General features: G+C 72.2%; 11 protein-coding genes. 9 read left to right on the forward strand and 2 right to left on the reverse strand.

Annotated features, from left to right (window positions below; genetic code table 11):
* The first annotated feature begins 11 nt into the window (after nucleotides 1-11).
* Together AB0P24_RS06375 and AB0P24_RS06380 are read left to right on the forward strand one after the other, a co-directional pair.
* A complete protein-coding gene (locus AB0P24_RS06375) occupies nucleotides 12-1,031 on the forward strand; it encodes a TIGR03842 family LLM class F420-dependent oxidoreductase (RefSeq protein WP_365791060.1) in 1,020 nt (339 codons plus the stop codon).
* A 130-nt stretch (nucleotides 1,032-1,161) separates the two neighbouring features.
* Nucleotides 1,162-2,682 (forward strand): NCS1 family nucleobase:cation symporter-1, encoded by a 1,521-nt coding sequence (locus AB0P24_RS06380; RefSeq protein ID WP_365791061.1) that lies wholly within the window; start codon nucleotides 1,162-1,164, stop codon nucleotides 2,680-2,682.
* 50 nt (nucleotides 2,683-2,732) lie between these two features.
* Here AB0P24_RS06380 and AB0P24_RS06385 read toward each other — a convergent pair whose 3' ends face one another.
* The gene (locus tag AB0P24_RS06385) at nucleotides 2,733-3,413 is read right to left on the reverse strand and encodes a hypothetical protein (RefSeq protein ID WP_365791062.1); all 681 of its coding nucleotides are present in this window, start codon (nucleotides 3,411-3,413) and stop codon (nucleotides 2,733-2,735) included.
* Between the two features lie 306 nt (nucleotides 3,414-3,719).
* On the opposite strand from AB0P24_RS06385, the gene AB0P24_RS06390 reads away from it, so the two are divergent.
* Nucleotides 3,720-4,553, forward strand: coding sequence for a methyltransferase domain-containing protein (locus AB0P24_RS06390; RefSeq protein WP_365791063.1), 834 nt, complete (start codon nucleotides 3,720-3,722; stop codon nucleotides 4,551-4,553).
* On the opposite strand, the gene AB0P24_RS06395 is transcribed toward AB0P24_RS06390, so the two are convergent.
* Nucleotides 4,542-4,808: a GlsB/YeaQ/YmgE family stress response membrane protein gene (locus AB0P24_RS06395; protein ID WP_365791065.1), complete on the reverse strand. Its 267-nt coding sequence runs from the start codon at nucleotides 4,806-4,808 to the stop codon at nucleotides 4,542-4,544. The genes AB0P24_RS06390 and AB0P24_RS06395 overlap by 12 nt on opposite strands.
* A 232-nt stretch (nucleotides 4,809-5,040) precedes the next feature.
* Between AB0P24_RS06395 and AB0P24_RS06400 the strand changes: the two genes are divergently transcribed.
* From AB0P24_RS06400 to AB0P24_RS06425, 6 genes are all read left to right on the forward strand, one after another.
* Nucleotides 5,041-5,403, forward strand: coding sequence for a metalloregulator ArsR/SmtB family transcription factor (locus AB0P24_RS06400; RefSeq protein ID WP_365791066.1), 363 nt, complete (start codon nucleotides 5,041-5,043; stop codon nucleotides 5,401-5,403).
* Between the two features lie 234 nt (nucleotides 5,404-5,637).
* Nucleotides 5,638-7,341 (forward strand): LCP family protein, encoded by a 1,704-nt coding sequence (locus tag AB0P24_RS06405; protein ID WP_365791067.1) that lies wholly within the window; start codon nucleotides 5,638-5,640, stop codon nucleotides 7,339-7,341.
* A gap of 101 nt (nucleotides 7,342-7,442) precedes the next feature.
* The gene (locus tag AB0P24_RS06410; RefSeq protein WP_365791068.1) at nucleotides 7,443-9,257 is read left to right on the forward strand and encodes a gamma-glutamyltransferase; all 1,815 of its coding nucleotides are present in this window, start codon (nucleotides 7,443-7,445) and stop codon (nucleotides 9,255-9,257) included.
* A 150-nt stretch (nucleotides 9,258-9,407) separates the two neighbouring features.
* Complete coding sequence (locus AB0P24_RS06415) at nucleotides 9,408-10,256, forward strand: inositol monophosphatase family protein (RefSeq protein WP_365791069.1); 849 nt, start codon at nucleotides 9,408-9,410, stop codon at nucleotides 10,254-10,256.
* An 84-nt stretch (nucleotides 10,257-10,340) separates the two neighbouring features.
* Nucleotides 10,341-11,750, forward strand: a complete 1,410-nt coding sequence (locus AB0P24_RS06420) for an NAD(P)/FAD-dependent oxidoreductase (RefSeq protein ID WP_365791070.1) — start codon at nucleotides 10,341-10,343, stop codon at nucleotides 11,748-11,750.
* On the forward strand, nucleotides 11,747-12,256 hold the full coding sequence (locus tag AB0P24_RS06425) for an O-acetyl-ADP-ribose deacetylase (protein ID WP_365791071.1): 510 nt from the start codon (nucleotides 11,747-11,749) through the stop codon (nucleotides 12,254-12,256). The genes AB0P24_RS06420 and AB0P24_RS06425 overlap by 4 nt, the downstream gene beginning before the upstream one ends.
* Nucleotides 12,257-12,442: the final 186 nt, after the last annotated feature.

Below are 12,442 nucleotides of genomic sequence, written 5' to 3' on the forward strand. Positions count from 1 at the left end.
GAGCAGCGCACATGGACTTCGGACTCGTCCTGCAGACCGATCCGCCGGCCTCCCGGGTCATCAGCCTGATGAAACGGGCCGAACGCAACGGCTTCCGGTACGGCTGGACCTTCGACTCCGCCGTGCTCTGGCAGGAGCCGTTCGTGATCTACAGTCAGATCCTGGCGAACACCAGCAAGCTGACGGTCGGACCGATGGTCACCAACCCGGGCACCCGCACCTGGGAGGTCACCGCCTCCACCTTCGCCACCCTCAACGACATGTTCGGCAACCGCACGGTGTGCGGCATCGGCCGCGGCGACTCGGCGATGCGGGTGGCCGGCCGCAAGCCCAACACCCTCGCCCGCATCAGCGAGGCCATGAAGGTGATCCGCGCCCTCGGCCGGGGTGAGGAGGCCGACCTGGGCGGTACGGTCATCAGCTTCCCGTGGATCAAGCCGGGCGCCGAACTCCCGGTCTGGATGGCCGCGTACGGCCCGAAGGCCCTGAAGATGACCGGGGAGGAGGCCGACGGGTTCATCCTCCAGCTCTCCGACCTCTACCTCACCGAGTACATGGTCAAGGCGGTGAAGGACGCGGCCGTGGCCGCCGGCCGCGACCCGTCCGAGGTGACCATCTGCGTCGCCGCCCCCGCCTACGTCACCGAGGACGACTCGCCCGATGCCCTGGCCCACGCCCGCGACCAGTGCCGCTGGTTCGGCGGCATGGTCGGCAACCATGTCGCCGACCTGGTCGCCAAGTACGGCGAGCACTCCGCCGCCGTGCCCGACGAACTCACCGACTACATCAAGTCCCGTCAGGGCTACGACTACGCGCACCACGGACGCAGCGGCAACCCCGACACCGAGTTCGTGCCCGACGAGATCGTCGACCGCTTCTGCGTCATCGGCCCGGCGGAGAAGCACATCGAGAAGCTGAACGCCCTGCGCGAGCTGGGCGTCGACCAGTTCGCCGTCTACGACATGCACGACGCGCAGGAGGCCACCATCGACGCGTACGGGACGAAGGTCATCCCGGCCGTCAACGGCTAGCCCACTCCTGGCAGTTGGTCTCCCCCTTCCCACCGTTCCGGGAAGGGGGCCAGGGCGCACCCCACAGGCGTACCCCCCCGTCCCGCCCGCACGGCCTTTCCCGTCCCACCTCACCCTGATTGGCCTGCCCATGACCGACACCGCTCCCTCGGCCATACCCATCTCCGGTCAAGTCGCCCTCCCCGACGGGCGCGTCGAGCTCACCCCGGGCTCGCCGCCGCCGAGCGGTCCGTACGCCAACGAGGACCTGCTGCCGGTCCCCGTCGCCAAGCGCACCTGGACCACGTACAACTTCTCCGCGCTCTGGGTCGGCATGGCCCACAACACGGCGTCCTGGACCCTGGCCTCCGGGCTCATCGCGGTCGGCATGGACTGGAAACAGGCCGTGTTCACCATCGCCCTCGCCAACCTGATCGTCCTCGTCCCGATGCTGCTCACCGGGCACGCCGGACCCAAGTACGGCATCCCCTTCCCGGTCTTCGCCCGCGCCTCCTTCGGCGTACGCGGCGCCAACCTCCCCGCCGTCGTACGGGCGTTGGTGGCCTGCGGCTGGTTCGGCATCCAGACCTGGATCGGCGGCGAGGCGATCTTCTTCCTCGCCGGCAAGCTGATCGGCAGCGGCTGGTCCGACACGGGAAAGATCGGCGGCTACCCCTGGACCATGTGGCTGTCGTTCGCGCTCTTCTGGGTGCTCCAGGTCGCGATCATCTACCGGGGCATGGAGACGATCCGCCGCTTCGAGAACTGGGCCGCGCCCTTCGTGCTCGTCGGCGCCTTCGTGATGCTGGTCTGGATGAGCAACAAGGCCGGCGGCCTCGGCCCGCTCTTCGACCAGCCCTCCAAGCTCGGCTGGGGCGGCGGCTTCTGGAAGATCTTCTGGCCGTCCCTGATGGGCATGATCGGCTTCTGGTCCACACTGTCGCTGAACATCCCCGACTTCACCCGGTACGGCAAGAGCCAGAGGGCGCAGACCTGGGGCCAGGCACTGGGCCTGCCCACCACCATGACCCTCTTCGCCTTCCTCTCCGTCCTGGTGACCTCCGGCTCGCAGGCCGTGTACGGGCAGCCGGTCTGGGACCCGGTGCAGCTGGCCGCGAAGACGGACAGCGTGGTCGGCCTGCTCTACGCCCTGGTCACCGTGCTGGTCGCGACACTCTCCGTGAACATCGCGGCCAACCTGGTCTCGCCCGCCTTCGACTTCTCCAACATCGCGCCCCGGAGGATCAGTTTCCGCACCGGCGCCCTGGTCACCTGCGTCCTCGGCGTACTGATCTTCCCGTGGAAGCTGTACTCCGACCCGCAGGGCTACATCTTCACCTGGCTCGGCCTGGTCGGCGGTCTGCTCGGTACGGTCGCCGGCATCCTCGTCGCCGACTACTGGATCCTGCGCCGCACCCGCCTCGACCTGACCGACCTGTACCGCACGGGCGGCCGCTACTGGTACGACGGCGGCTGGAACTGGCGGGCGGTCGTCGCCTTCCTCGCCGGAGGCATCCTCGCGATCGGCGGCGCCAGCTTCAAACCGCTGATCGACGGCCGCCCCGTACCGGCCCTGTCCTCGCTCGCCGACTACGGCTGGGCGGTCGGCCTCGGCACCTCCCTGGTGCTGTACCTGGGACTGACCCTGCTGGTGCGGCCCAAGGAGGTGTGAGTCAGCAGGCGTGAGTCAGCAGGCGCGCGCACGAAGGGCGGCCAGGCGGGTCACTGGCTGCCCTTCAACGCGGTCACCGCGCTCTTCGCCGCCTGGATGGCACCCTTGTTGATCACGTCCGTGCTGGGCGCCTTCTTGGACTCGAAGTCGCTGCCGTTGTACGTGACGACCACCAGCGCGTTGGAGACCTGGGCCATCACCACGCCCTCACGGGTCTGCTGTTTGTCCTCGGTGGTGAGGTTCACGACCGAGTAGCCGCTGTCGCCGAGTCCGGGCACGGCCCCGCCGCCGCTCTTCTCGGCGACCCGGTCCTTGTACTCCTTCGCGGCCGCCGCGTCGGTGTCCATGATCTCGAAGGAGACGTCGAGCCAGCGGTAGTCGTACCCCTTGAGCGCGTTCCAGGAGCAGGTGCGGCGCAGCTTGGTGTCGGTGGAGGGGATCTCCTTGCCGGCCGTCTTCGCGCCGGGCACCAGCGACTTGAGGGTGGCGACGGGGATGCTGCCGCAGGGGGCGGGGGAGGCGGAGTACGTCTTGGTGGCCGCCGTCGACGCGGAGGACGACGACGCGGCGTCGCCCGCCGACTGGCCGGCCGCCTGCTGGGCCGAGGTGTCACCGGAGCCGGTGGACGCCGTCTTGTCCGGGCCCGACGCCATCACCCAGCCCGCACAGGCGAGCACGGCGACCGGTGTCAGGCGCGCGGTGAGGGCGAGCGGCAGTGGAAGAGAACGCAAGTCGCACTTCTCGCTGGGGACGGTGTGCGGAGGAGTCCACACTGCGGACGGGACGCCAGTTTCACACGAGTCCCTGTGGGGCGGAAGTGGAATCCGTGCGTTGCCTGTGGGCCGGGCACGGCGCCCCGTTGACGGCCGCCGTCGGCCGTCCCCCTACATCCGGAATGTCGTGTGCCCGCGGTCCCTGTACATCCGGAATGTCGTGACTGCATCCGGCCGCGAGGGTGACCGGAGTCACCGTCACGCCCGTGCGGGGCGGGCAAAGTCGTTTGCGCCCCCTGTTGTCCGGCCGCCAGCCTTTCGGGTATGACCACGACATCCCCATCCGAAGAGCCCGTGTCCACCGGTCTGCGCGCGGACGTCCTCGCCTACTACAACGAGGGCAAGGAGGACGCGCGGCTGCGCGACGGGGTCGGGCTCCTGGAGTTCTGGCGCACCCAGGACGTACTGCGACGGCTGCTGCCTGCCGCGCCCGTGCGGGTGCTGGACGTGGGCGGCGGCAGCGGGGTGCACGCCGAGTGGCTGGCGGCGGACGGACACGTCGTCGACCTCGTCGACCCGGTGCCGCTGCATGTGGCCCAGGCGGCCCGGCTGCCCGGCGTCACGGCCCGTTCCGGGGACGCCCGTGAGCTGCCCGTCGACGACGCGGCCTACGATGTCGTACTGCTGCTGGGACCCCTCTACCACCTGCCCGAACGGGCCGACCGGATCAGGGCGCTGGCCGAGGCGCGGCGGGCGGTACGGCCCGGCGGACTGGTCGTCGCGGCGACCATCAACCGGTACGCGATGCTGCACGACCTCCTGCACGAGGAGCGCTACTTCGAACCGGTCCAGCGGGCCGTCGCCGACGCCGTCTCCGAGGACGGCAGGCTCGCCTCGCAGTGGGACGGCAGCCTCTTCACCACCGCCTATCTGGCCCAACCGGCCGAGACGCCGGAGGAGTTCACCGAGGCCGGACTCGCCGTCGAGGGGCAGTACGGCGTCGAGGGCATCGCCTGGCTGATGGGCGGCGTTCAGGAGTGGCTGGCCGACCCCGAACGCCGGGCGGCCGTGCTCGCGGCCACCCGGCGGATCGAGTCCGAGCCGTCCCTGCTCGGGGCCAGCGGGCATCTGCTGACCGCGGGACGCTCAGTCGCGTGAGTTGCCGAACAGCAGCCGGTAGCCGACGAGCAGGACGAGGGAGCCGGCGATCGCGGCGCCCCAGGTGTAGAGGTCGAAGAAGTGCTTCTCCACCGGGCGGTCCAGGAAGCGGGAGGAGAGCCAGCCGCCCACGAAGGCGCCCGCGATGCCGATGAGGGTGGTGCCGATCAGGCCGCCCGGGTCGCGGCCGGGCAGCAGGACCTTGGCGACGGCTCCGGCGAGGAGACCCAGGACGATCCAGCCGATGATGCCCACGAGCTCTGCCTTTCGGTACGGGTGTGCCTTGCTGGGTTGCGTTGTTGCGCAAGCCTATGAACGGTGGTGGCCGCCGGCGACGCCTGACGTCGAGCCGTCGATGATCTGTCACCCGCTCATGACAATGCGGGGAACGCGGGGCGGACGTTGCGGGGAGGCTGCCGGGGAGGGGTGACCGCATGGCTACACTGAGTGGCGTCTGTGCGGAGACCGGGCGAGGAGGGGGCGCGCTGTGGGGGAGAACGTCGGCGGCTTCACGGACCCCTCCGACGGCGTGCTGACGGAGGCGGCCGCGGTGTTCGGGCTGCTCGCCTCGCCGGCCCGGCTGCACATCATGTGGGCGCTGTCCCAGGGGGAGAGCGACGTGACGTGCCTCGCCGACCGGGTCGGGGGCGCCCTGCCGGCGGTCAGCCAGCACCTGGCCAAGCTCAGGCTGGCCGGTCTGGTGCGCTCCCGCCGGGAGGGCCGGCGGCAGGTCTACTACGTGGACGATCCGGACATCGTGACCGTGGTACGGGTCACCGTCGGGCAGCTCACCGCCCGCTCGCAGCAGGTCCCGGCGCCGGTGCGGCGGTTGTACGAGGCCGGCGTCTGACCGCGCGGGCGGGGTCCGGCGCGGGGGCGGACGGCAGGTGTGTCCTGGAGGTTTCATGAGATCCCTCACCTGTGAATTCGGGTGGGGTCTGTGCTGCCGGGGCCGTGGGTTTGTTAGATTGCGCAATCACGCAACCCAAATGGGCCCAGCACGCGGCTGCCCGTACCCCGCCGCGGACGCCCGACCCGCCCGACCGTACCCGCAGACGGACCCGACCGTTCATGGGAGTGGAAGATGACCGACCCGTGGGACGGCCCGGGAGGCCAGGCCACGCGCCACCGCACCGACAGGGTGCCCGGACAGCGCGGATCCCTGCCCGACGGGACGCGGCCGACCGGCGGCCGGGCCGCCGCCCGGCAGGCGGCCAAGACCCGCGGCGGCAGGCGGTCCCGGCGGGCCAGACCGGCGGGCCGCGGCAAGCGGGTCCTGAAGATCATCGGCCTGTGCACGGCCGTCCTGGTCCTGGTCACGGCCGGCGCCGGCTGGTGGTTCTACCAGCACCTCAACGGCAACATCAACAGCGTCTCCCTCGACGGCAAGGGCGGCACCGAGAAGGCCGACGCGTTCGGCCGGACCCCGATCAACATCCTGGTGATCGGCTCGGACGCCCGGACCAGCAAGACCGACTGCAAGCTCGGCGGCGGCTGCTCCCAGACCGGCGTGCAGAGCGGCAACGGCAACGCGGACGTGGAGATGGTCGTCCACATATCCGCCGACCGCTCCAACGCCACGGTCATGAGCATCCCCCGCGACACCATGGTCGACGTTCCCGCCTGCAAGGACAGTTCGAGCGGCCAGTCCACCTCCGGCTACTACGGCCAGGTCAACAGCGCCCTCCAGTACGGGGCCGCCTGCCAGGTCGCCACCGTCCACCAGCTCACCGGCATCCCCATCGACCACTTCGTCAAGCTGGACTTCTCCGGCGTGGTCAAGATGTCCGACGCGGTCGGGGGTGTCTCCGTGTGCGTCAACTCCAACGTGTACGACACCTACTCGCACCTGAAGCTGTCCAAGGGCAGCCACACCCTCAAGGGCCAGGCCGCGCTGGAGTTCGTCCGTTCCCGGCACGGCTTCGGCGACGGCAGCGACCTGGGCCGTACCGTCTCCCAGCACATCTTCCTCAGCGCGATGATCCGCAAGTTCAAGAGCGCGGGCACGCTGACCGACCCCACCGCCGTATACAGCCTCGCGAACGCCGCCACCAAGGCGCTCACCGTGGACGACGGGCTCGGCAGCATCAAGAAGCTGATCTCGCTGGCGGCCGACGTGAACAAGGTCCCCACCAAGCGGATGACGTTCACCACCATGCAGACCGCCCCCGACCCCAACAACTCCAACCGTGTGGTGGTCGGCTCGGGTGCCAAGGACCTGTTCGCCACCATGGCCAACGACCAGTCGCTGACCACCGCTTCGGGCAAGAAGTCGGCGGCGGGCTCGGCGGCCGCGAGCGCGAAGCCGACCGCCACCGCGACCGTCCCCGCGTCCCAGATCGCCGTGACCGTCGAGAACGGCACCGACATCACCGGCCGCGCCTCCGCCATCGCGAACGCCCTGATCTCGCAGGGCTTCAGCACCGGCACGAGCACCGCCAACGCCCCGGCCTCCGCGACCACGACCACCCTGACCTACGGCAGCGGCGACAAGGCCGAGGCGCAGACCGTCGCCAAGGCTCTCGACCTGCCCGGCTCGCACCTCAAGTCGGGCGGCGGCAGCGGCGTCGTCCTGGTGGTCGGCAGCGACTGGACCAGCGGCACCTCCTACCCGGCGAGCTCCGGCGACACCAAGGCGGCGGTCGCCAACGCCAACGCCTCGACCGCCAGCGACTCCAAGACCTGCGCCAAGGTCAGCCCCTACAAGACGGTCAGCCTCAACGGGATCCCGATGACACCCGCCCAGGCGTACGCGGCGGCGTCGAACAAGCCCGACTCGGACGAGTGACGGGGAGAGGCGAGCCCCACGACGGGGTTCGCCTCGCCACGGCCGTGAAAACATGGAGCCGCCAGACAGGTGGCCCGGCCGTGCGCACAGCGAGGTGACAGATGCAGTTCACCACCCGTCCCACCCTCCAGGGCAGCTTCGGCATGGTCTCCTCCACGCACTGGCTTGCCTCCCAGTCGGCGATGGCCGTCCTGGAGAGCGGCGGCAACGCCTACGACGCGGCCGTCGCCGGGGCCTTCGTCCTGCACGTGGTCGAGCCGCACCTCAACGGGCCCGCCGGTGAGGTGCCGATCCTGCTCGCCCCGGCCGATGGCGAGGTACGGGTGCTGTGCGGTCAGGGCGTGGCCCCGGCCGGCGCCACCGTCGCCCACTACCGGGGGCTCGGCCTGGACCTCGTCCCCGGCACCGGCCCGCTGGCCGCGGCCGTCCCCGGTGCCTTCGACGCCTGGCTGCTCCTGCTGCGCGACCACGGCACCCAGCCGCTGGACGAGGTCCTGAAGTACGCCATCGGCTACGCCGAGCACGGGCACCCGCCCGTGGAGAACGTCGGCGCCACGGTGGCGAGCGTGCGAAGGCTGTTCGAGACCGAGTGGACGTCATCGGCCGAGCTCTACCTGCCCGGCGGCCGGGCACCCCGCCCCGGTGAGCTCTTCCGCAACCCCGCCCTCGCCGTCACCTGGAAGCGGCTGCTCGCCGAGACCGCGGGCGCCGGGGACCGGGAGGCGCGGATCGACGCGGCCCGCGAGGTGTGGCGCACCGGCTTCATCGCCGAGGCCCTGGTCCGCCAGGCCGCCCGCCCCACCATGGACACCAGCGGCACACGGCACACCGGCACCCTCACCGCCGCCGACCTGGCCGGCTGGTCCGCGAGCTACGAGAGCCCGGTGTCGTACGACTGGAACGGCTGGACCGTGTGCAAGGCGGGCCCCTGGAGCCAGGGCCCGGCCCTCCTCCAGCAGCTCGCCCTGCTGCCGCCCGAGCTGCCCGCCCACGGCTCCGCCGACTACGTCCACCTCCTCGTCGAGGGCTGCAAGCTCGTCATGGCCGACCGCGAGGCCTGGTACGGGGACGCGGCCGAGGTACCGCTGGCCGAACTGCTCTCGGCCGCGTACAACGCCGGGCGGCGGGAGCTGATCGGCGCCAAGGCCTCCGACGAGCTGCGGCCGGGCAGCCCCGGCGGGCGCGAGCCCCGGCTGCCCGGGTACGCGCGCGTGGAGACCCGGCCGGACACCGCCTTCGACCCGCTCGGCGCCGGTGAGCCGACCGTCGCGCAGGTGCCCGGGGACCCCCAGGTCGCGGACGACGGCCGCACCCGGGGCGACACCTGCCACCTGGACGTCGTCGACCGCTGGGGCAACATGGTCGCGGCCACGCCGAGCGGCGGGTGGCTCCAGTCCAACCCCGTCGTGCCCGAGCTGGGCTTCCCGCTGGGCACCCGGCTCCAGATGGCCTGGCTGGAGGAGGGCCTGCCCAACTCCCTCACCCCCGGCCGGCGCCCCCGCACCACCCTCACCCCGTCGATCGCCCTGCGCGACGGCGTCCCGGTGCTGGCCTTCGGCACGCCGGGCGGCGACCAGCAGGACCAGTGGCAGCTGCACTTCTTCCTCGCCGTCGCGCTGCGCGGCGAGGTCCGCGGCGGTCTCGACCTCCAGGGCGCGATCGACGCCCCGAACTGGCACAACGACAGCTTCCCCAGCTCCTTCTACCCCCGTGGCCGCCGCCCCGGGAGCGTGACCGTCGAGTCCCGCACGGACCCGGAGGTGGTGGCCGGGCTGCGGCGGCGCGGCCACGACGTGACGGTCGGGCCGGGCTGGTCGGAGGGGCGGCTGTGCGCGGTGGCACGGGACCCGCGAACCGGGGTGCTGTCGGCGGCGGCGAACCCGCGCGGGATGCAGGGCTACGCGGTGGGGCGCTGACGCCGGCGCGCCGACCTGGTGCGGCCGTCCTCGGCCCGCCGATCCTCCGTCCTCGGCCCGCCGATCGCCGGCACCGCCTGTTCGTCCGCATTCCATGTCCCGTACGTCCGAGCGGCGGGGATTGTCAGCGCGCCGTGCTCTCATGGAGGCATGATCGAAGCAACGGAGACCATCGACGAGTTTCTCCTCCAGCACGCCGGTGACGTCGAGGACGCCATCCGCAAGGCCGCCCGGACCGAGATCCAGCCCCGCTGGCGCCGGCTCGCCGACCACGAGGTCGACCAGAAGAACGGCCCGCACGACCTGGTGACGGACGCCGACCGGCTCGCCGAGCGGTACCTCACCGCGGCCCTCGGCTCCCTCCTGCCCGGCTCCGTCGTGGTCGGCGAGGAGGCGGTGCACGCCGACCCGGAGACCTACGGCGCGCTCCAGGGCGACGCGCCGGTGTGGATCGTCGACCCCGTCGACGGCACCCGCCAGTTCGTACGCGGCGAGGACGGCTTCTGCACCCTGGTCGCGCTCGCCCACCGGGGCGTCCTGCTCGCCTCCTGGACCTACGCCCCGGCCCGCGAGCAACTCGCCACGGCGGTACGCGGCAAGGGCGCCTTCCTCGACGGCGAGCGGCTGCTGGCCGGTGCCCCCGAGGCGGGCCGGGACCTGCGCATAGCCACCTCCCACCCGGACTACACGACCGACGCGCAGAAGCGCGCGCTGCTCCCGCTGTGGAGCGACGGCGTCGCCCCGCGCCCCTGCGGCTCGGCCGGCCTGGAGTACCTCGCCGTCGCCCGGGGCGAGTTGGACGCCACCACGTTCAGTTGGGAGGCGGCCTGGGATCACGCGGCCGGGCTGCTGCTGGTCGAGGAGGCGGGCGGCACCCACCTCACCCTCGCCGGCGAGCCGTTCCGCGTCACGGGCGGCAACACACTGCCGTTCACCGCGGCCCGGGACGCCGCCACCGCTCACCGGATCGTGGACCTGCTGCTGAACCCGCACTGGTAACCCGAGCGAGGGGGGTGTCAGTCCCCCGGCATATCCTGAAGCCGAGTGGCCATCGGCTGACGAAGGGGTCCGAAGGTGCCGTCGATGCTCGATGCGGTCGTGGTGGGGGCGGGGCCGAACGGCCTGACGGCCGCTGTGGAGCTGGCCCGGCGCGGGTTCTCCGTGGCCCTCTTCGAGGCGCGGGACACCGTGGGCGGCGGTGCCCGCACCGAGGAGCTCACCCTCCCCGGCTTCCGGCACGACCCGTGCTCGGCGGCCCACCCGCTCGGCATCAACTCGCCGGCGTTCCGCGCCCTGCCCCTGGAGCGGTACGGCCTGGAGTGGCTGCACGCGGACCTGCCGATGGCGCACCCCTTCCGCGACGGCCGCGCCGCCGTGCTGGCCCGCTCCGTGGCCGAGACGGCCGCCTCCTTCGGACCGCGTGACGCCGGCACCTACCGCAGGCTGGTCGAGCCGTTCCTGCCCAAGTGGGACACCCTGGCCCGGGACTTCATGTCCCTGCCGCTGACCGCGCTGCCACGCGACCCGGTCACCCTCGCCCGGTTCGGCCTGGCCGGGCTGCCGCCCGCCACCCTGCTGCTGCGCCGCTTCCGCGACGAGCGGGCCCGCACCCTCTTCGCCGGTCTCGTCGCCCACGTCATGGCCCCGCTCAGTGGCTTCGCCACCGGCGCCGTCGGCCTGGTCTTCGCGCTCGCCGCACACGCCCGCGGCTGGCCGGTGGCCAGAGGCGGCTCCCAGGCCATCTCCGACGCCCTCGCCGCCTACCTCACGGACCTCGGCGGCGCGATCCACACCGACTACGAGGTCAAGCGCCTCGACGACCTGCCGCCCGCGCGGTCGTACATCTTCGACACCTCGCCCACCGCCCTCGCCCGGATCGCCGGCCTCGGCAACTACTACCGGGACTACCGGTACGGCCCGGGCGTCTTCAAGATCGACTACGCGCTGGACGGGCCGGTCCCCTGGACGGCACCGGAGGCCCGCCGCGCCGGGACCGTGCAGATCGGCGCGGACAGCGCGGAGATCGGCACCGCCCTGCGCGCCGCCGCCCGCGAGGGCCGCGCCCCCGACCGCCCGTTCATGATCACCGTGCAGCCGAGTGTGGTGGACCCGGGCCGCGCCCCCGCGGGCAAGCAGGTGTTCTGGGCGTACGCGCATGTGCCGAGCGGCTGGAGAGGCGACCTCACCGAGGTGATGGAGCGTCAACTGGAGCGCTACGCACCGGGGTTCCGTGACCGCGTGCTGGCCCGCGCCACCGCGGGCCCCGCCGAACTCGCCGCCCGCAACGCCAACTACGTCGGCGGCGACATCGGCACCGGCGCGGTCTCCGGCCTGCAGGTCCTGCTGCGCCCCAGACTGTCCCTGTTCCCGTACGGCACCCCGCACCCGGCCGTCTTCATCTGTTCCTCGGCCACCCCGCCCGGTCCGGGCGTGCACGGCATGTCGGGGCACAACGCGGCGAAGGCCGTGTGGAGGAGGCTGCGGCAGTCATGACCCGCATCACCCTCGTCCAGGGCGACATCACCCGGCAGAGCGTCGACGCCATCGTCAACGCGGCCAACTCCTCCCTGCTCGGCGGCGGAGGCGTCGACGGCGCCATCCACCGCCGCGGCGGCCCCGCCATCCTCGCGGACTGCCGCAAGCTGCGCGCCTCCCGGTACGGGAAGGGCCTGCCCACCGGCCAGGCCGTCGCCACCACGGCCGGCGACCTCGACGCCCGGTGGGTCATCCACACCGTCGGCCCCGTGTACTCCAAGAGCGAGGACCGCTCCGGCCTGCTCGCCTCCTGCTACCGCGAGTCCCTCCAGCGTGCCGACGAACTCGGCGCCCGCACGGTCGCGTTCCCCGCCGTCTCCACCGGCATCTACGGCTGGCCGATGGACGACGGCGCCCGGATCGCCGTGACGACGGTCCGGGAGGCGGACACGGCCGTCGAGGAGGTGCGGTTCGTGCTCTTCGACGAGCGGGCCCACGAGGCCTTCGCACGTCAGCTCCCCTGAGCTGACCTCCGCGGCTCGGGATCCGCCGTTTCCGCTCGGCGGTCGAGCGTGATCGCCAGAGCGATGAGCAGCGGGCCGAGGACCCGGGAGAACCCGGCGTCCCGGAGACCGGGAACGCAGGCGCATCGCGTCCGGACGACATCCCGGCCCGCCCCCCGCGGGCCGTCCGGAGTGCCACCGGCGCGC

It is taken from the genome of Streptomyces sp. NPDC086519 (assembly GCF_040686075.1).
Taxonomy (GTDB): Bacteria; Actinomycetota; Actinomycetes; order Streptomycetales; family Streptomycetaceae; genus Streptomyces; species Streptomyces shenzhenensis.

Bases quoted from the DNA above. Each gene is read 5' to 3' on its own strand.
- AB0P24_RS06425 (WP_365791071.1), top strand. From the start codon at position 11,747: ATGACCCGCATCACCCTCGTCCAGGGCGACATCACCCGGCAGAGCGTC.
- AB0P24_RS06390 (WP_365791063.1), top strand. From the start codon at position 3,720: ATGACCACGACATCCCCATCCGAAGAGCCCGTGTCCACCGGTCTGCGC.
- AB0P24_RS06380 (WP_365791061.1), top strand. From the start codon at position 1,162: ATGACCGACACCGCTCCCTCGGCCATACCCATCTCCGGTCAAGTCGCC.
- AB0P24_RS06410 (WP_365791068.1), top strand. From the start codon at position 7,443: ATGCAGTTCACCACCCGTCCCACCCTCCAGGGCAGCTTCGGCATGGTC.
- AB0P24_RS06405 (WP_365791067.1), top strand. From the start codon at position 5,638: ATGACCGACCCGTGGGACGGCCCGGGAGGCCAGGCCACGCGCCACCGC.
- AB0P24_RS06375 (WP_365791060.1), top strand. From the start codon at position 12: ATGGACTTCGGACTCGTCCTGCAGACCGATCCGCCGGCCTCCCGGGTC.
- AB0P24_RS06420 (WP_365791070.1), top strand. From the start codon at position 10,341: ATGCTCGATGCGGTCGTGGTGGGGGCGGGGCCGAACGGCCTGACGGCC.
- AB0P24_RS06415 (WP_365791069.1), top strand. From the start codon at position 9,408: ATGATCGAAGCAACGGAGACCATCGACGAGTTTCTCCTCCAGCACGCC.